The sequence below is a fragment of the Pseudomonas sp. E102 genome, from assembly GCF_052660185.1.
This window is the reverse complement of sequence record NZ_CP084025.1, coordinates 4,902,733-4,919,709: the sequence shown is the minus strand read 5'-3', so window position 1 is coordinate 4,919,709 and position 16,977 is coordinate 4,902,733. Positions and strand designations below refer to the sequence as shown.

17 protein-coding genes are annotated in these 16,977 nt (G+C 59.8%); 6 read left to right on the top strand and 11 right to left on the bottom strand.

The genetic code is table 11. The annotated features are described in order from the left end of the window. Positions 1-195 precede the first annotated feature (195 nt). The 4 genes from DOCECA_RS22200 to DOCECA_RS22185 form a co-directional block, all read right to left on the bottom strand. Positions 196-570, bottom strand: a complete 375-nt coding sequence (locus DOCECA_RS22200; protein ID WP_434561468.1) for a lysozyme inhibitor LprI family protein — start codon at positions 568-570, stop codon at positions 196-198. A gap of 201 nt (positions 571-771) precedes the next feature. Further along, a complete protein-coding gene (locus DOCECA_RS22195; RefSeq protein WP_434561466.1) occupies positions 772-1,542 on the bottom strand; it encodes a MetQ/NlpA family ABC transporter substrate-binding protein in 771 nt (256 codons plus the stop codon). 78 nt (positions 1,543-1,620) lie between these two features. Then, positions 1,621-2,295: a methionine ABC transporter permease gene (locus DOCECA_RS22190; protein WP_420766034.1), complete on the bottom strand. Its 675-nt coding sequence runs from the start codon at positions 2,293-2,295 to the stop codon at positions 1,621-1,623. Beyond that, positions 2,295-3,302, bottom strand: coding sequence for a methionine ABC transporter ATP-binding protein (locus DOCECA_RS22185; protein WP_420766033.1), 1,008 nt, complete (start codon positions 3,300-3,302; stop codon positions 2,295-2,297). Before DOCECA_RS22185 ends, DOCECA_RS22190 begins: the two co-directional genes overlap by 1 nt. A gap of 266 nt (positions 3,303-3,568) precedes the next feature. On the opposite strand from DOCECA_RS22185, the gene katE reads away from it, so the two are divergent. Next, on the top strand, positions 3,569-5,704 hold the full coding sequence (gene katE, locus DOCECA_RS22180) for a catalase HPII (protein WP_434649495.1): 2,136 nt from the start codon (positions 3,569-3,571) through the stop codon (positions 5,702-5,704). 119 nt (positions 5,705-5,823) lie between these two features. Here katE and DOCECA_RS22175 read toward each other — a convergent pair whose 3' ends face one another. Genes DOCECA_RS22175 through zur form a run of 4 tightly spaced genes read right to left on the bottom strand, consistent with a single transcriptional unit; the run spans position 5,824 to position 8,617 of the window. Beyond that, a complete protein-coding gene (locus DOCECA_RS22175; RefSeq protein WP_434649493.1) occupies positions 5,824-6,534 on the bottom strand; it encodes a PA5502 family lipoprotein in 711 nt (236 codons plus the stop codon). A 37-nt stretch (positions 6,535-6,571) separates the two neighbouring features. Beyond that, positions 6,572-7,360 carry a zinc ABC transporter permease subunit ZnuB gene (znuB, locus tag DOCECA_RS22170; protein ID WP_420766029.1) on the bottom strand — a complete coding sequence of 263 codons (789 nt, stop codon included), beginning with the start codon at positions 7,358-7,360 and terminating at the stop codon, positions 6,572-6,574. After that, on the bottom strand, positions 7,353-8,135 hold the full coding sequence (znuC, locus tag DOCECA_RS22165; RefSeq protein ID WP_420766028.1) for a zinc ABC transporter ATP-binding protein ZnuC: 783 nt from the start codon (positions 8,133-8,135) through the stop codon (positions 7,353-7,355). Before znuC ends, znuB begins: the two co-directional genes overlap by 8 nt. Next, positions 8,135-8,617 (bottom strand): zinc uptake transcriptional repressor Zur, encoded by a 483-nt coding sequence (gene zur / locus DOCECA_RS22160; protein WP_420766027.1) that lies wholly within the window; start codon positions 8,615-8,617, stop codon positions 8,135-8,137. The genes znuC and zur overlap by 1 nt, the downstream gene beginning before the upstream one ends. Before the next feature lie 66 nt (positions 8,618-8,683). On the opposite strand from zur, the gene znuA reads away from it, so the two are divergent. Beyond that, complete coding sequence (gene znuA / locus DOCECA_RS22155; protein WP_434675623.1) at positions 8,684-9,616, top strand: zinc ABC transporter substrate-binding protein ZnuA; 933 nt, start codon at positions 8,684-8,686, stop codon at positions 9,614-9,616. Positions 9,617-9,747: 131 nt separating this feature from the next. Here znuA and DOCECA_RS22150 read toward each other — a convergent pair whose 3' ends face one another. After that, the gene (locus DOCECA_RS22150; RefSeq protein WP_434675624.1) at positions 9,748-10,698 is read right to left on the bottom strand and encodes a homoserine kinase; all 951 of its coding nucleotides are present in this window, start codon (positions 10,696-10,698) and stop codon (positions 9,748-9,750) included. A gap of 59 nt (positions 10,699-10,757) precedes the next feature. Further along, positions 10,758-11,045, bottom strand: coding sequence for a DUF2782 domain-containing protein (locus tag DOCECA_RS22145; RefSeq protein WP_030138994.1), 288 nt, complete (start codon positions 11,043-11,045; stop codon positions 10,758-10,760). Positions 11,046-11,119: 74 nt separating this feature from the next. On the opposite strand from DOCECA_RS22145, the gene polA reads away from it, so the two are divergent. Further along, complete coding sequence (gene polA, locus DOCECA_RS22140; RefSeq protein ID WP_434561456.1) at positions 11,120-13,888, top strand: DNA polymerase I; 2,769 nt, start codon at positions 11,120-11,122, stop codon at positions 13,886-13,888. A 475-nt stretch (positions 13,889-14,363) separates the two neighbouring features. Here polA and yihA read toward each other — a convergent pair whose 3' ends face one another. After that, positions 14,364-15,005 carry a ribosome biogenesis GTP-binding protein YihA/YsxC gene (yihA, locus tag DOCECA_RS22135; protein WP_420766023.1) on the bottom strand — a complete coding sequence of 214 codons (642 nt, stop codon included), beginning with the start codon at positions 15,003-15,005 and terminating at the stop codon, positions 14,364-14,366. A gap of 191 nt (positions 15,006-15,196) precedes the next feature. Here yihA and DOCECA_RS22130 point away from each other — a divergent pair, with 191 nt between their 5' ends. The 3 genes from DOCECA_RS22130 to DOCECA_RS22120 all read left to right on the top strand — a co-directional run bounded on the left by DOCECA_RS22130 (position 15,197) and on the right by DOCECA_RS22120 (position 16,973). Continuing rightward, positions 15,197-15,487 (top strand): c-type cytochrome, encoded by a 291-nt coding sequence (locus DOCECA_RS22130; RefSeq protein ID WP_420766022.1) that lies wholly within the window; start codon positions 15,197-15,199, stop codon positions 15,485-15,487. A gap of 45 nt (positions 15,488-15,532) precedes the next feature. Continuing rightward, positions 15,533-16,144 carry a c-type cytochrome gene (locus tag DOCECA_RS22125; RefSeq protein ID WP_434608656.1) on the top strand — a complete coding sequence of 204 codons (612 nt, stop codon included), beginning with the start codon at positions 15,533-15,535 and terminating at the stop codon, positions 16,142-16,144. A 187-nt stretch (positions 16,145-16,331) separates the two neighbouring features. After that, entirely contained in the window at positions 16,332-16,973 is a 642-nt protein-coding gene (locus tag DOCECA_RS22120) for a thiol:disulfide interchange protein DsbA/DsbL (RefSeq protein ID WP_420766020.1), read from the top strand. Positions 16,974-16,977 lie beyond the last annotated feature (4 nt).

Genomic DNA, 16,977 nt, shown 5'->3' with positions numbered 1-16,977 from the left:
GCGATTGTGGCACCCTGCCATTAGCGCAAACAACTGAATTAAGCCCACAGCCCCAATTGCACCGAACTTAGTGGCGAGGATGCTTGCTTCCGCTGGGCCGTGACAGCGGCTCAACCTGCTAAAGAAAAAACCCGACGCTTCACGTCGGGTTTTTCGTGGCTACGACTGCAACCCGATGCGCTCAATGCTAGCGGATTACTCGACCTGCGACAGCTTCGCGTCGTCGCAACCGGCGGCACGGCATTCGCGCTCGATAGCCTTGAGTATGACGATACGCGCCTCAGTCTTCTCATTGGCACAGTCCAAGTAGAGCAGGCCATCGTTGGAACAGGCGTTGTCACGAGTCTTGATCCACTGGATCTGAGCGGCTTTCACTTTTTTCTTTTGATCCGGATTCAGCGCGCTCATCGTCTTCTTGTATTGATCATTGATGTCCTGATCTGACTGAACCATTTTCAGCGATGCGCAATAGGTTCTGTCATAGGCGTTTCTAGGATTATCGCAACTCATCGCAGACGCCGATGCCGATGCCGTTGCCAGCAACGCCCCAACCAACAAAGACTTGATCACTACTTCTCTCCCTGAATGCCCTCTATTGATTAGAGGTTGCGGCGCGAATTTATCATGAGGGTTTGTAAAACAATAAAAGTATTTGATTCAGCCATTTCTTTACCGAGCGGCAACCAGCTTGTTGTTTTAGCTCTTTATTCCAAGCATAAAAAAACGGGCCTGCATTCCCACGCAGCCCCGTTTTTTTGCTACCTGATCAGCTCAAAACGCCGGCAAAACCGCCCCTTTGTACTTCTCCAGAATGAATTTCTTCACTTCCGGCGTATGCAAAGCCGCCACCAGCTTCTTCATCGCCTCACTGTCCTTGTCGTCCGGACGGGCAACGAGGATGTTCACATAAGGCGAGTCGTTACCTTCAATCACCAACGCATCCTTGGAAGGATCAAGCTTGGCTTCCAACGCATAGTTGGTATTGATCAGAGCCAGATCCACCTGGGTCAGTACCCGCGGAATGGTCGCGGCTTCCAGCTCACGGAACTTCAGGTCCTTCGGGTTTTCAACGATGTCTTTGGTGGTCGACAGGATATTGTTCGAATCCTTCAACTTGATCACCCCAGCCTTCGCCAACAGCAACAGCGCACGGCCGCCGTTGGTGGCGTCGTTAGGAATCACCACGTTGGCGCCGCCTGGCAGTTCTTCCAGCTTTTTGTATTTGCTCGAATACGCGCCCAGTGGCTCCAGGTGCACACCCGCCACGCTCACCAAGTGCGTGCCCTTGGCTTTGTTGAACTCATCCAGGTACGGCTGGTGCTGGAAGAAGTTGGCGTCCAGGCGCTTTTCAGCCACCTGTACGTTCGGCTGGATGTAGTCGGTGAAGACTTTGACCTTGAGGTCCACGCCTTCCTTCGCCAACGCCGGTTTGACGAATTCGAGGATTTCCGCATGGGGGACCGGCGTGGCCGCGACGGTCAGGGTATCGGCGTGGGCAGAGAACGCTGCGGCGGCAGCGAAGGCAACCAGTAGTTTTTTCATTCAGCTAACTCCTTTTTAGGCGCCTGCTCTCGACGCCGCCAGCGAATGGCCGGCTCATGGTTTTATTGGCGCGAGGCCTTATTTTCTAGAGAAATGCACAACCAGTTTGTCGCCCACGGTTTGCAGAACCTGAACCAGCACCAGCAGCAACACCACGGTGACGACCATGACATCGGTCTGGAAACGCTGGTAACCGAAGCGGATCGCCAGGTCGCCCAGACCACCGGCGCCGACCACACCGGCCATGGCCGTGTAGGACACCAGCGTAATGGCTGTCACCGTAATCGCTGCAAAAATGCCCGGGCGGGCTTCCGGCAGCAAGGCGTTGACGATGATCTGCCGCGTGGTGGCGCCCATGGCCTGGGTCGCTTCGATGATGCCGCGATCCACTTCGCGCAGTGCGGTTTCCACCAGGCGAGCGAAGAACGGGGTGGCGCCGACCACCAGCGGTGGGATCGCGCCGGCCACGCCCAGGGAGGTGCCGGTGATCAACACCGTGAACGGGATCATCACGATCAACAGGATGATGAATGGCAGCGAACGCAGGATGTTTACGACCAGCGACAGCAGCGCATAAACGCCGCGGGCTTCGAGCAACTGGCGCGGGCTGCACAGAAACAGCAAGACGCCCAGGGGCAAGCCGAGCAGCACGGTGAACAGCAGCGAACCGAACAGCATCAGGAAGGTGTCGCCGGTGGCCAGCCAGATTTCCAGCCAGTCGATATTGGAGAAGAACGAACTCAACAGTTCCATTAGCGCAGCACCTCCATGTGGACATCGGCCGCGGTGAAGCGGGCGAACGCCGCCTCCATGTCACCGCCGGTGATGGCGAGGGTCAGTTGCCCGTAGGGGGTGTCTTTGATGCGGTCGATACGTCCCGCCAGGATGCTGTAGTCCACGCCGGTCTCCCGGGCGACGGTGCCGAGCAACGGGGCGTAGGTCGCATCGCCTTGGAACGTCAGACGCACGATGCGTCCTGGGACGTGGGCGAAATCGTCGCGCTGTTCGCTTTCGTCGATCTGCTCGTCTTCCTGGACGAAACGTTTGGTGGTCGGGTGCTTGGGGTGCAGGAACACGTCGGCCACCGGGCCTTGCTCGACGATTACGCCAGCGTCCATCACCGCCACTTGATCGCACACTCGGCGGATCACGTCCATTTCGTGGGTGATCAAAACGATAGTCAGCTTCAGCTCGCGGTTGATCTCCGCCAGCAGTTGCAGCACCGAGGCGGTGGTCTGCGGGTCAAGGGCACTGGTGGCTTCGTCGCAAAGCAGAATCTTGGGTTTGGTCGCCAGGGCACGGGCGATGCCGACGCGCTGCTTCTGGCCGCCGGACAATTGCGCCGGGTATTTGCGGGCATGGTCTGAAAGCCCTACCCGCGCCAGCAGCTCGGCGACGCGCCGGTCGATTTCGCTGCGGGACAATTCGCCTGCCAGCGTCAGCGGCAGCGCCACGTTGTCGGCGACAGTCTTGGATGCCAGCAGGTTGAAGTGCTGGAAGATCATCCCGACCTGTTGACGGAAACGGCGCAGGCCGCTGGCGTCCAGGGCGGTGACTTCTTCACCATCGACGATGATCTTGCCGCCCGTGGAATCTTCCAGGCGATTGATCAGGCGCAGCAGGGTACTTTTTCCTGCACCGGAATGGCCGATGAGGCCGAAGACCTGACCGTTCTCGATTGTCAGGCTGGTCGGATGCAGGGCGGGGATATCCCTACCGGCAACCCGGTAGGTTTTATGGACGTTTTGAAACTCGATCACGTAGCGAACCTTGTGGGGCGCGTTGAAAAAGGATCAGCGGTAAGCCGGGCGCGCATTTTAGCCTGTCCTTATAGGGGTTCTTAGCATTTATTTGAGATTGAACCAGCGAATTGGCAATAAGGCGATCAAAGGACATTAAAAAGGAACACAGCGAAACGGTACTGGTCACTCATTAGGCAACTCAAAACATGGCCAGGTACCGTGCCTGGCGCATCGAACTCATGGGTCCTGGCCACGGCGGGGATCGCAACGAGGAGTCACGCCTGATGAGCACTAAAAAGCCTGCCGCCCCTAGCCAACTGGCCGGGACCGATACCTTGGATCGCACTAACACCAACGCCAAGCTCGAAAGCCTGGAGCAGTTTCGCTCCGATGCCACGGAACAGGCGCTGCGCACAAACCAGGGCGTAAAAATCGCCGATAACCAGAACACCCTGCGTGCCGGCGCCCGTGGGCCATCGTTGCTGGAAGATTTCATCATGCGTGAGAAAATCACGCACTTTGACCATGAGCGGATCCCGGAGCGCATCGTCCATGCCCGCGGGACCGGTGCCCATGGCTACTTTCAGGCCTATGAATCACATGCGGCCCTGACCAAGGCTGGTTTCCTGCAAGACCCCAATAAAAAAACGCCTGTGTTCGTGCGTTTTTCCACCGTGCAGGGTCCACGCGGTTCCGGTGACACCGTACGGGACGTGCGCGGTTTTGCCGTGAAATTTTTCACCGACGAGGGCAACTTCGACCTGGTGGGCAACAACATGCCGGTATTTTTCATCCAGGACGCGGTGAAATTTCCGGATTTTGTCCACGCGGTAAAACCCGAGCCCCATAACGAAATCCCCACCGGTGGCTCGGCCCACGACACCTTTTGGGATTTTGTCTCATTGGTTCCGGAATCTGCTCACATGGTGATATGGGCCATGTCCGACAGGGCGATTCCAAAGAGCCTGCGCACGATGCAGGGTTTTGGTGTGCACACCTTTCGTATGATCAACGCTGAAGGGCGCAGCAGCTTCGTCAAGTTCCACTGGCGGCCCAAGGCGGGCACTTGTTCCCTGGTGTGGGACGAAGCCCAGAAGCTTGCAGGCAAGGACACCGATTATCATCGTCGCGATCTTTGGGAATCCATCGAGATGGGCGACTACCCCGAGTGGGAGTTCGGCGTTCAGATCGTTGCCGAGGAAGACGAGCATAAGTTCGACTTCGACTTGCTCGACCCGACCAAGATCATCCCAGAAGAACTTGTGCCCATCACCCCGTTGGGCAAGATGGTATTGAACCGCAACCCGGACAACTTCTTCGCCGAGGTGGAGCAGATTGCGTTCTGCCCAGGGCATATCGTGCCGGGCATCGACTTCACCAACGACCCATTGCTGCAAGGACGGCTGTTTTCATACACCGATACGCAGATCAGCCGACTCGGCGGCCCGAATTTTCATGAGCTGCCTATTAACCGCGCCATCACGCCCGTGCACAACGGCCAACGTGATGCGATGCACCGCACCACTATCGATAAAGGGCGCGCGTCCTACGAGCCGAACTCCATCGACGGTGGCTGGCCGAAGGAAACCCCGCCAGGTCCTCAAGATGGCGGTTTCGAAAGCTATCCGGAGCGTATCGACGCCCACAAGATCCGCCAGCGCAGCGATTCGTTCGGTGATCATTTCTCCCAGGCTCGGCTGTTCTACAAGAGCATGAGCGCCCACGAACAAGAGCACATTATCGCGGCCTATAGCTTCGAGCTGGGCAAGGTGGAGCGCGAGTTCATCAGGGCGAGGCAGGTAAACGAGATTCTCGCCAATATCGATCTGGAGTTGGCCGGGCGCGTTGCGAAAAACCTCGGCTTGCCGGCACCCACCGCCTGTACGGTCGATGTTCCGACGCCTTCGTTGCAGCAGTCCCCGGCATTGAGCCAGGCGAACCTGCTGTCCGGCGACATCAAGACGCGCAAGGTCGCGGTGTTGGTGGCGAATGGCGTCGACGGCGCGATCATCGATGCGCTCAAAAAGGCGCTGGAGGCAGAAGGCGCCCACGCGAAGATCCTTGGTCCGACGTCCGCTCCGGTGACGGCGGCCAACGGACAAACGCTGCCGGTGGATGCTTCGATGGAAGGCCTGCCGTCGATCGCCTTCGACGCGGTGTTTGTACCGGGTGGCGTGGAGTCGATCAAAGCCTTGAGTGCCGATGGGGTGGCGTTGCACTACCTGTTGGAAGCTTACAAACACCTCAAGGCCATTGCGCTGCATGGCGAAGCCCGGCAGTTGTTGGTGTTGTTGAAGCTAGAGGCGGACGCAGGGTTGATTCCGGATGCCGACGCGAGCAAGTTCCAGGCGTTTTTTGACGCGATTGCTCAACATCGGGTTTGGGCGCGTGAGGCTAAGGCCAAGGCGGTTCCGGCCTAAAGGAAATTTGTTGTCCGCCGGACGCTATCGCGAGCAAGCTCGCTCCCAGGGGGTTAGTAGTCGTTCACTAAACTCATGGGAAGCGAGCGTGCTACGGGCAGCGTTCCGACGAGGCTTTTTCAGGGCTTGCGCGGAGTTAGGACCAACTGCGCAGGCACGTTGCGCAAAATTTGCTTGCGCAGTTTCAGATCGAACCCAGGATCTAGCTTCTTGACTCGTTTGCTCAGCAATGTCGCCAACCAAGGGTAATCATCGGTGCGCGGCACCTGGATGCTGACACCACACTTGAAATTCACAATATCTGCGGCGATGGCGTCCAGTTGATGACGCATTTGCCGAATATCACCTAGATTCAACGCGACTGTTGTGCTGGGTGCGCTCGGATCGATCATTTTGGCGACCGGCTTGGCTTCGGCGGCCTTGAGATCGGCCTCGGCTTTTTCCAGGTCGGCTTTACGCGCTTCGGCAATCGCGCTGTTGACTTCGCCGGTAAGCGCCGGCGCCTTTGGCATCAGGGCGCGAGCTCGGCTAAGGGCCGTGGCGGCGGCATTTACATCGCCTTTCTGCAGATCGATCTGGCTACGGCGCAAGTACGCCTCGGCCAGTTGACGCTGGTAAGGCTCCAACGATGGGTCTTCCGGCGATTGAGCCTGCAACGTTGCCAATTGATCTTCGGCGGTGGCCAATTCATTGCCGGCCAGGCTCTGTTGCAGCTGCGCGAGGGCCGGACCCCGCGTATCAGGGGCTTGGGTGACCGGCGGCGTGCTCTGGCAGGCGCCCAGCAGGGAAAACGCGACAAGGAGCAGATAACGGGAGGCGAACGGCTTCATTCCTGCGACTCTCTATTTGCGCAAAAAGCGAGCAAGTCTACACCCCTCGACGGGGTAGGACAAAACTCAGCAGAAACAACGCCGCGGCGCTGACCACGATGGACGGGCCGGCCGGGGTGTCCTTGAACCATGAAAGTGCCAGCCCGCCACATACGGCGAGCATGCCCAGCAGGCTCGCGCCCAGGGCCATCTGCTCGGGCGAGCGAGCGTGACGCTGTGCCGCAGCCGCCGGAATGATCAGCAACGAAGTAATCAGCAACACACCGACGATCTTCATCGCCACCGCAATGACAACCGCGATCAACAGCATCAGCGCCAAACGCAGGCCCACCACGGGCAAACCTTCGACCCGCGCCAGCTCCTCATGGACCGTGACCGCCAGCAGCGGACGCCACAGTGCCACGAGCAACGCCAGTACCGCCGCGCTGCCGCCAAGGATCCAAGAGAGATCCGCCGGGCTGATCGCCAGCAGGTCACCGAACAGATAGGCCATCAGGTCGATACGGACGTCACGCATGAAGCTCAGCACCACCAATCCCAAGGACAGGGTGCTGGGGGCCAAGATGCCCAGCAACGTGTCGGACGCCAGCGGCTGGCGCTGTTGCAGGGTCACCAGCACCACCGCCAGCAACAGGCAGCCGACGGTAACGGCCACTGCGGGACTGACGTCCAGCAGGAAACCCAGGGCCACGCCCAAGAGCGCCGCATGGGACAAGGTGTCGCCAAAATATGCCATGCGCCGCCAGACCACGAACGAGCCCAGTGGACCAGCCACGAGCGCGAGGGCCAAGCCTGCAAGCAGGGCATACAACAGAAAATCAGCCATGCTTGCAGCCGTCTCCATGAACATGATTGGAAGCAGAAGGGGCGCTGACCACCGAACCGTGCAGGTCATGGGCATGGTCATGGTGGTGGTGATAAATCGCCAGGCTCTGTGCGTTCTTTCCGAACAATTCGACGAATGCTGGATCACCGCTGACTTGTTCGGGATGGCCGGAGCAGCAGACGTGGCGGTTGAGGCACACCACTTGGTCGGTGGTGCTCATGACCAAATGAAGATCGTGGGAGACCATTAACACGCCGCAACCATGGCGGTCGCGCAGGCGGGTGATCAAGCTGTATAGCTCGGCCTGTCCCGCGACATCGACGCCTTGCACGGGCTCGTCGAGCACCAATAACTCCGGCTCGCGCAGCAGGGCCCGGGCCAGCAATACACGCTGCATCTCGCCCCCGGAAACACTTTGCACCGGACTGTCGATCACTTGCTCGGCGCCGACTTCCTTCAGCGCCGCCAAGGCTCGCTCGCGATCGACGCCTGGTACCAGGCGCAGGAAGCGCAGGACCGAAAGCGGCAAGGTCGGATCGACGTGGAGTTTTTGCGGCATGTAGCCGACGCGCAACTTGGGTTTGCGCCAGACGCTGCCGCTGTTTGGCTTGAGCAAACCCAGCACGGCGCGCACCAGGGTGGTCTTGCCGGCGCCGTTGGGGCCGATCAAGGTCACGATCTGCCCCGGTTCGACGCTTAAATGGATGTTGTCCAGCACGCTCTGCCCGGCGAACGTCACGGCCACCTGGTCGAGGCGGATCAACGCGTTGCTCATCAGGCCCCCTGGCAGCCGGAGCAGAGACCGACCACTTCGACGGTCTGGGTGTCGACCACGAAGCCGACCTCCCTGGCGCTAGCGATGATCGCGTCGCTGATGGATTTTTGTTCAAGCTCGATCGCCGCATGGCATTCGCGACAGATCAGGAACTGGCCCTGGTGGGCGTGCTCCGGGTGGTTGCAGCCGACGAAGGCATTCAGCGACGAGATGCGATGCACCAAGCCGTTTTCCAGCAGGAAGTCCAACGCACGGTAGACGGTCGGCGGCGCGGCCCGTCGGCCGTCCTGCTCGCTGAGCACCGCGAGGATGTCATATGCACCCAGCGGCTTGTGGCTTTGCCAGACCAATTCCAGCACGCGCCGACGCAGGGCGGTCAGGCGCAACCCTTGGCGCGCGCAGATGGCGTCGGCCTCGGACAGTGCGCTGTGCACGCAGTGGGAGTGATCGTGGGGACGACTGGCAAGGGGTGTGATAGGCATGGGCAGCGACGAGTTTGGTGAGAGACGTTATTATGTTACCCGTTCTCGTCTCTCCGAGTGGTCATCGTGTCCCGAATTTTTTCGCTCTTTGTCGCTTTTGTCGCAAGTTTTCTGCTGATCGGCCCGGTCCAGGCGGACGTCAAGGTACTCACCAGCATCAAGCCGCTGCAATTGATTGCCGCCGCGGTGCAGGACGGCGTGGCCGTTCCGCAGGTATTGCTACCGCCGGGGGCTTCGCCCCATCACTATGCGTTGCGGCCATCCGATGTACGCAAGGTGCAATCGGTGGATTTGCTCTACTGGATCGGCCCAGACATGGAAGGTTTCCTACCGCGTGTGCTGAATGGTCGTACCTTGCCTTCCATCGCGGTCCAGGACTTGCCGGGGCTCAAGTTGCGTCATTTCGCCGAGGACAGCGCGTCCCACGAGGATCATGACCATGATCAGGGCGATGACCACGATCACGACCACCGCCCCGGCACCGTGGATGCCCACCTGTGGCTTTCGCCGCACAATGCGCGGGTGATCGCCGCCAGGATGGCGGCTGACCTGAGCGCTGCGGATCCGGCGAACGCTGCCCGTTACCAAGGCAACCTCAAGGGCTTCAACCAGCGTCTCGATGCGTTGGATACACGCCTCAAGGCCCGCCTGGCCGGGGTCGCGGGCAAACCTTATTTTGTCTTTCACGAGGCGTTCGATTATTTCGAAGACACTTACGGCCTCAAGCACGCCGGTGTGTTCGCCGTGGCCGCCGAAGTGCAGCCCGGAGCCCAGCATGTGGCGGCGATGCGCACGCGCTTGCAAGCGGTAGGCAAGACCTGCGTCTTCAGCGAGCCGCCGTTGCGCCCGCGCCTGGCCGAAACCCTGGTGGCCGGGTTGCCGGTGAAACTGGCGGAGCTGGACGCACTGGGCGGCTACACCCCGGCGACGGCGCAAGGATATGAGCAGCTGTTGGAAAAGTTGGGCAATGATCTGGCGGGGTGTCTGGAGTCGTTATAACCCCACTGCTCTTGTGGCGAGGGAGCTTGCTCCCGCTGGGCGCGCGAAGCGGCCCTAAAAATCTTGCGGTCGCTGCGCAACCGAGCGGGAGCAAGCTCCCTCGCCACAAAAGCCTTCGCGCCGGCCTGCTGTTATAGGGCGAACGGCAACAACGCATGAACCGTCTGCCGCTGCGCCAAGCGCTGCTGGAACTCCATGGGATCGTGAATCAACACATCCTGCCCGGCAAACGATTCGGCGGCGATCAACCGCGACAACCAGAACCGCACGCACGCCACGCGCAGCATGGTCGGCCACAGCTGCGCCTCGGCGGCGGTGAACGGCCGTAGCGCGGCGTAGGCCCCCAGCAGTGCTCTTGCCCGGGGACCGTCGAGCACGCCGTCATCGTCCGAACACCAGTCATTCAAGGCGATGGCGACGTCATAAAGCATCGGCCCGGAGCAGGCGTTGTAGAAATCGATCAATCCGGTCAGGTGCGTGCCTTCGAACATCGCGTTGTCGCGGAACAGGTCCGCGTGGATGTTGGCGCGAGGCAGCGCGAGGATGCCGACCTTTTGCAGCGAGATCTCGTCCAGCGCTGTTTCCAGCAGCCGATGGGCTTCGGCATCGAGGCGCGACAACAGCTTGGCACCCTCCTCCTGCATCCAGTCGAGGCCGCGATCGGTCTTGCGCTTGATCATTTTGTCGCGTGTCGCCAGGTGCAGGTGTGCGAGCAATTCGCCGACCTGCGCGCAATGCTGCGAATTGGCCTGCTTGATGTGCTTGCCGGCCAGGCGCGGTTGCAGCAGTGCCGGTTTGCCGGCCAGTTCACGCAACGCAACGCCGTCGGTGGTGCGCAGTGCGTAGGGCACCGGCAGGTTGGCGTCGTGCAGCACGTCCAGCAGCTCGATGAAGAACGGCATTTCCTGCACCGGGCCGCGCTCGACCAGGGTCAGGACGAATTCGCCCCGCTCAAGGCTGATGAAAAAATTGGTGTTTTCGCTGCCAGCGGCGATCCCCTGGAAGTCAAGCAGGCGGCCGAGCCCGTAAGGGGCGAGAAAGGTTTCCAGCTCGGGCCGAGCCAGGGGCGTGAACACAGACATGGTTAAAACTGCCAGTACGGGCGCTCTTCAGCGAGCGCCGGTTGAAGTCGAGAGCGGCATTACCACTCAAAGATTTTCCACGAAGGGATCAGCATATCCGGCTGGTCCGAGCGGATGAAATTTGCATCGGTGCCGTCGGCGCGTACCAGGAAATAAGGCTTGCCGTTCTTGGGCGTGACCTTGATCGCGTACAAAAAGCCGTTTTGCCGATATTCCTGGATGGTTTTATCGCCTTCGGTGCGGATGGTGACATCCGGGTCCGCCGAGGGAGCGTCATCCGCCGCCATGACGGCTATCGGGGTGAATGCAAACAAACCAGCGAGTAACAGGCGATTTAGTGTACGCATGATAACCTTGTCCCTTTGTCGTCAACGGTCCCGCTATTCTAGCCCCGGACCCGCCGAAAAGGTTGATCCTGCTCATGAGCCAAGCCCCCCTCGTCCTGGTGGACGGTTCTTCTTATCTGTACCGCGCCTTTCACGCGCTGCCACCGCTGACCACCTCCAAAGGCCTGCCGACCGGTGCGGTCAAGGGCGTGCTGAACATGCTCAAGAGCCTGCGCAAGCAGTATCCGGACAGCCCATTCGCGGTGGTATTCGACGCAAAGGGTGGGACATTTCGCGATGCGCTGTACGCTGAATATAAAGCCAACCGCCCAAGCATGCCCGACGACATGCGCGTACAGATCGAACCGCTGCACGCCAGCGTCAAGGCCCTGGGTTTCCCTCTGCTGTGCGTGGACAACGTCGAAGCCGACGACGTGATCGGCACCCTGGCCCGTAGCAGTGCCGCCGCCGACCGGCCTGTGGTGATCTCCACTGGCGACAAGGACATGGCGCAACTGGTCGATGGGCACATTACCTTGGTCAATACGATGACCGGTAGTGCGCTGGACGTGGCTGGCGTGAAGGAGAAGTTTGGCGTCGCTCCAGAGCAGATCATCGATTACCTGGCGTTGATGGGCGATTCTTCCGACAACATCCCGGGCGTTCCGGGTATCGGACCGAAGACCGCGTCCGGCCTGTTGGTAGGCGTCAACGGCGGCCTGACCGAGCTGTATGCGCAACTGGACATCGTTGCCACGCTGCCGATTCGCGGCGCCAAGACGTTGGCTGCCAAGTTGGAAGAACACAAGGAAATGGCGTTTCTTTCCTACGAACTGGCGACCATCAAGACAGACGTGCCCCTGGATATCGGCCTTGACGACCTGCAGATGGGCTCGCCGGATCACGAAAAGCTCGCCGAGTTGTATACGCTGCTGGAATTCAAGAGCTGGTTCGAAGAGAACCAGCGCGACGCCAAGCGTGCCGGCCAGGATATCGTGGAAGTCAACGAAGAGCCGGCGGCGGGTATCGAGAAGAAGTACGAGGTCATCCTTGATCAGGCCAGCTTCGATGCGTGGCTGGCGAAGCTGGAGCAGGCGCCGCTGTTTTCCCTGGTGACACAAACCAATGGTGGGGATGCGCAGCACTCTCAACTGGTGGGGTTGTCGTTCTCCGTGGCCCCTTTCGAGGCGGCCTACATCCCGCTGACCCATTCCTACATGGGCGTGCCGGAGCAATTGGATCGCGACACAGTGCTCAAGGCGCTCAAGCCTTTGCTGGAAAATCCGCACAAGCTCAAAGTCGGTCAGCATGCCAAGTTCGAAACCAACATCCTGGCTAATTGCGCCATCGATGGCGACCAAAACAACGGCATCCTGGTGCAGGGCATCGTCTTCGACACCATGCTGGAGTCCTACGTACTGGATTCCACGGCGACCCGTCACGACATGGACAGCCTGGCGCTGAAATATCTGGGGCAAAGCAAGACCGATATCCAGGACATCGCCGGCAAAGGCGTCAAACAGCTGAGCTTCGACCAGATTTCACTTGAGCTGGCGGGCCCGTACGCGGCCGAAGACGCCGACGTGACCTTCCGCCTGCACCAGGCCTTGCAAGAAAAACTGGCCGTCACGCCAAGCCTGGGCAAGGTGCTCAACGAGATCGAAATGCCGTTGATGCCGGTCCTGGCGCGCATCGAGCGCCAAGGGGCGCTGGTGGATGCCAACCTGCTCGGCGTACAGAGTGTCGAGCTGGGTGACAAACTGGTGGCGCTGGAGCGTGAGGCGTTTGCCATTGCCGGTGAGGAATTCAACCTGGGCTCGCCCAAGCAATTGGGCGTGATCCTGTACGAAAAGCTCGGCTTGCCGGTGCTCAGCAAAACCGCCAAGGGCCAGGCATCGACCGCCGAAGCAGTGCTTGCCGAGCTGGCGGAGCAGGATTACCCGCTGCCCAAGGTGCTGATGCAGTACCGCTCGTTGAGCAAGCTCAAGAGCACCTACACCGATCGCCTGCCGGAGCAGATCAACAGCCGCACCGGACGCGTCCATACCAATTACCAGCAAGCCGTCGCCGCGACCGGGCGTTTGTCATCCATAGACCCGAACCTGCAGAACATTCCTATCCGCACCGCGGAAGGTCGTCGGATTCGTCAGGCATTCGTCGCGCCCAAAGGCTACAAGCTGTTGGCGGCGGACTACTCGCAGATCGAGCTGCGGATCATGGCGCACCTGGCTAAGGATGAAGGGCTGCTCCATGCCTTTCGCAACGACCTGGACGTGCACCGCGCCACTGCTGCCGAAGTGTTCGGCGTAGAGCTGGAGGCGGTGACCCATGATCAACGACGCAGCGCCAAGGCAATCAATTTCGGTTTGATCTACGGCATGAGCGCCTTCGGCCTGGCCAAGCAGATCGGTGTCGATCGCAAGCAGTCCCAGGCTTACATCGATCGCTACTTCACCCGTTATCCCGGTGTGTTGGAGTACATGGAGCGCACCCGCGCACAGGCCGCCGAACAAGGTTTCGTCGAAACCATTTTCGGTCGCCGGTTGTACCTGCCGGACATCAACGCGAAAAACCCGGCCCTGCGCAAAGGCGCCGAGCGCACCGCCATCAACGCGCCGATGCAAGGCACGGCGGCCGACATCATCAAGAAAGCCATGGTTGCCGTGGATGGCTGGCTGAGCGCGTCAGGGCTGGATGCGAAAGTCATCCTGCAGGTCCACGACGAACTGGTTCTGGAAGTGCGTGAAGACCTGGTCGACCAGGTGAGTGTGGAAATCCGCCAGCACATGAGCGCCGCGGCTAAGTTGGACGTGCCGCTGCTGGTGGAAGTGGGCGTGGGCAATAACTGGGACGAGGCACACTGATTCTTTCGTGCTGAGACCTCCGAGCTCTTGTGGCGAGGGAGCTTGCTCCCGCTCGGCTGCGCAGTAGTCGTAAACCGGGCGATGCGGTCTACTGGAAAATGCACGGGCCTGCGGCGCAGGCCAGCGGGAGCAAGCTCCCTCGCCACAGGGGGATTGGTGTCAGGATAGGGATATGGCTATCGCGAGCAAGCTCGCGATAGCGTCAGCCCAGGCAATCGATACCGCATTGAATCATCGCAAACCCAGGCGTGGCCTCGTTAGCTCTGCAATTTCCTACAGTTATTTCCAAAATAATCTGAACTAAAGTTGTGAATTACCACTCAGAGATTCTGAATGGCTGGTGAAGCCCTTCAATGCTCCTATGTTGTGTTAAGTGTTGGCAGATATCTGGACCCCGCCCTAGCGGTCCGGAACTTGGACCCCGAACTTCCCCCTCCCCATACGAAGTCCGGGGTTTTTTTTGCCTGCGATTTGGCTATTCAGCCGCCTCGCCGCCCTTGTCCGCCAGCTCCATCCAATCGGCCAATACCGTGTAGGCCTCTTCCAGCCCCATGCGCTTGGGGGCAGAGAACAACTGGATAGTAATCGTGTCGCCCCAACCCTTACGGATCTCAGATTGCACTTTGAGCAGGGTGTTCTTTGCCGCGCCGTAAGTGAGCTTGTCGGCCTTGGTCAGCAAGATGTGCATCGGCATGCCGCTGGCAACGGCCCAATCGAGCATCAGCAGGTCGAAGTCGGTCATCGGATGGCGGATATCCATCATCAGAATCAGGCCTTTCAAACTCTCGCGGCTACCCAGGTAAGCTTCCAGGTGTCGTTGCCAGTGCTGTTTGAGCGGGATTGGCACCTTGGCATAACCGTAGCCCGGCAGGTCGACCAAACGGCGTTCATCGTCTAGCTTGAAGAAGTTCAAGAGCTGTGTGCGACCCGGGGTTTTCGAGGTGCGCGCCAGGCTTGCATGGGTCAGGGTGTTCAGCGCGCTGGACTTGCCAGCGTTGGAACGTCCGGCGAAAGCCACTTCGAAACCTTCGTCGTCAGGGCATTGATCGACTTTGGCAGCGCTGAGCATGAAGGTGGACTGTTGGCACAGGCCAAGGATGGGGTTCTTCAGTTGCATGGGATTTCCGATGTGGGCGGCGTCGGGAATGGACGCGGCAAGCTGTGTCGTTTCCGTTTCAGTGACGCCAGTATATAATGCCGCAGATTTTGTGTGCGCTTTGTCCCAGCGTAGGATGAAGCTCACGGGAGCGATAGAACTGAATTGCGCATCAGAACGCAGCTCGTTCCCAACCCTGAAAAGGTCGTTTTATGACGAAATGGCTGCTAGCTGCCGGTGTCTTGATGCCGCTTTACAGCGCTCAGGCTACACAGGATCCGGAAGCTGTGTACAACCGTGTTTGTGGTGCCTGTCATTCCGGCCAACTACCCATGGCGCCTCGCAAGGGTGACCAGGAAGCTTGGACGCCGAGGTTGGCGAAAGGTATGGGGACGCTGGTGCAACACGTGACCCAGGGTTTCAAGGCGATGCCGCCGCGTGGTTTGTGCATGGACTGCAGTGCCGAGGATTACCAAGCCATCATCCAGTGGATGAGCGAGTAAGCCCGGTCCATAACTCTTAACCCTTAGCCGTAGTTGGATTAGCTGATGAACAAACTGATCGTGAGTCTGCTGTTGACCTTGGGGATATCCGGCGTAGCCCACGCCGCTGGCGATGCCGCCGCCGGTCAGGCGAAAGCGGCCGTATGCGGGGCCTGCCACGGTCCGGATGGCAATAGCATGGCGCCCAACTTTCCAAAACTGGCGGGCCAGGGTGAGCGCTACCTGACCAAGCAGCTGAAGGAAATCAGGGATGGCAAGCGTGTCGTCCTGGAAATGACCGGCCTGCTGAACAACCTGAACGATCAGGATCTGGCGGACCTCGCGGCGTATTTCGCCAGCCAGAAGGGCAGCGTTGGCGCCGCCGATCCAAAACTAGTGGCTCGCGGCGAAGCGCTGTTCCGCGGTGGCAACCTGGAAAAAGGCCTCCCAGCCTGCACCGGGTGCCACTCCCCTGACGGCAAGGGCAACGCCGCTGCCGGTTTCCCACACCTGGGCGGCCAGCATGCCCAGTACATCACCAAGCAACTCACCGATTTCCGCAAGGAAGAAGGTGGTCGCGCCAACGATGGCGACGCGATGACCATGCGTACGATTGCTCGCAAGCTGAGCGACGAAGACATCGCGGCCGTTTCCAGCTACATCCAGGGCCTGCACTGAGGCCGTTGCAAGGGGGACATCTCTTGCAACGTTAACGCCCGATTAATCTATCGATGCAAAAATCAAAAGGGTGGCTTTGGCCGCCCTTTTTTGTGGCCGCTGCCGTTACACTAGCGAAACTGAACCCGCCGGGCCCTGTCTGAAAAACACGCCTCGCGAGGCCACCTCATTTGTCCAGGAGTAAAGCATGCGTAATCTGATCATCAGCGCCGCGCTCGTCGCCGCCAGCCTGTTCGGCGTGACTGCCCAAGCAGCTGAAGCACCCGCCGCGCCTTATGTCGAATTGGCCAACCCCGTGCCGGTAGCAGTGCCTGGCAAGGTCGAGGTCGTGGAGCTGTTCTGGTACGGCTGCCCGCATTGCTACGCATTCGAGCCTGTGATCAATCCATGGGCTGAAAAGCTGCCTTCGGACGTGAATTTCGTGCGCATTCCCGCCATGTTCGGCGGCCCATGGGACGCCCACGGCCAGATGTTCCTGACCCTCGAGGCCATGGGCGTCGAGCATCAGGTTCACGCTGCGGTGTTCAACGCGATCCAGAAAGAAGGCAAGAAGCTCACCAAGAAAGAAGACATGGCTGAGTTCCTCGCAACCCAGGGCGTCGACAAGGATAAGTTCCTGGCCACGTTTGATTCCTTTGCTATTCAGGGACAGATCAAGAAGGCCCGTGAGCTGGCGAAGAAATACGAAATCACCGGCGTACCGACCATGGTCGTCAATGGCAAATACCGCTTTGACATCGGCTCCGCTGGCGGCGCGAACGAAGCGCTGCAACTGGCGGACACGCTGATCGCCAAAGAGCGAGCGGCCACCAAGGCTGCTGCCAACTAAGCCC

Excerpts from the sequence above, each read along its gene's own strand:
- DOCECA_RS22195 (WP_434561466.1), bottom strand. The coding sequence starts at position 1,542 with ATGAAAAAACTACTGGTTGCCTTCGCTGCCGCCGCAGCGTTCTCTGCC.
- DOCECA_RS22190 (WP_420766034.1), bottom strand. The coding sequence starts at position 2,295 with ATGGAACTGTTGAGTTCGTTCTTCTCCAATATCGACTGGCTGGAAATC.
- katE (WP_434649495.1), top strand. The coding sequence starts at position 3,569 with ATGAGCACTAAAAAGCCTGCCGCCCCTAGCCAACTGGCCGGGACCGAT.
- DOCECA_RS22175 (WP_434649493.1), bottom strand. The coding sequence starts at position 6,534 with ATGAAGCCGTTCGCCTCCCGTTATCTGCTCCTTGTCGCGTTTTCCCTG.
- znuB (WP_420766029.1), bottom strand. The coding sequence starts at position 7,360 with ATGGCTGATTTTCTGTTGTATGCCCTGCTTGCAGGCTTGGCCCTCGCG.
- znuC (WP_420766028.1), bottom strand. The coding sequence starts at position 8,135 with ATGAGCAACGCGTTGATCCGCCTCGACCAGGTGGCCGTGACGTTCGCC.
- zur (WP_420766027.1), bottom strand. The coding sequence starts at position 8,617 with ATGCCTATCACACCCCTTGCCAGTCGTCCCCACGATCACTCCCACTGC.
- DOCECA_RS22150 (WP_434675624.1), bottom strand. The coding sequence starts at position 10,698 with ATGTCTGTGTTCACGCCCCTGGCTCGGCCCGAGCTGGAAACCTTTCTC.
- DOCECA_RS22145 (WP_030138994.1), bottom strand. The coding sequence starts at position 11,045 with ATGCGTACACTAAATCGCCTGTTACTCGCTGGTTTGTTTGCATTCACC.
- polA (WP_434561456.1), top strand. The coding sequence starts at position 11,120 with ATGAGCCAAGCCCCCCTCGTCCTGGTGGACGGTTCTTCTTATCTGTAC.
- yihA (WP_420766023.1), bottom strand. The coding sequence starts at position 15,005 with ATGCAACTGAAGAACCCCATCCTTGGCCTGTGCCAACAGTCCACCTTC.
- DOCECA_RS22130 (WP_420766022.1), top strand. The coding sequence starts at position 15,197 with ATGACGAAATGGCTGCTAGCTGCCGGTGTCTTGATGCCGCTTTACAGC.
- DOCECA_RS22125 (WP_434608656.1), top strand. The coding sequence starts at position 15,533 with ATGAACAAACTGATCGTGAGTCTGCTGTTGACCTTGGGGATATCCGGC.
- DOCECA_RS22120 (WP_420766020.1), top strand. The coding sequence starts at position 16,332 with ATGCGTAATCTGATCATCAGCGCCGCGCTCGTCGCCGCCAGCCTGTTC.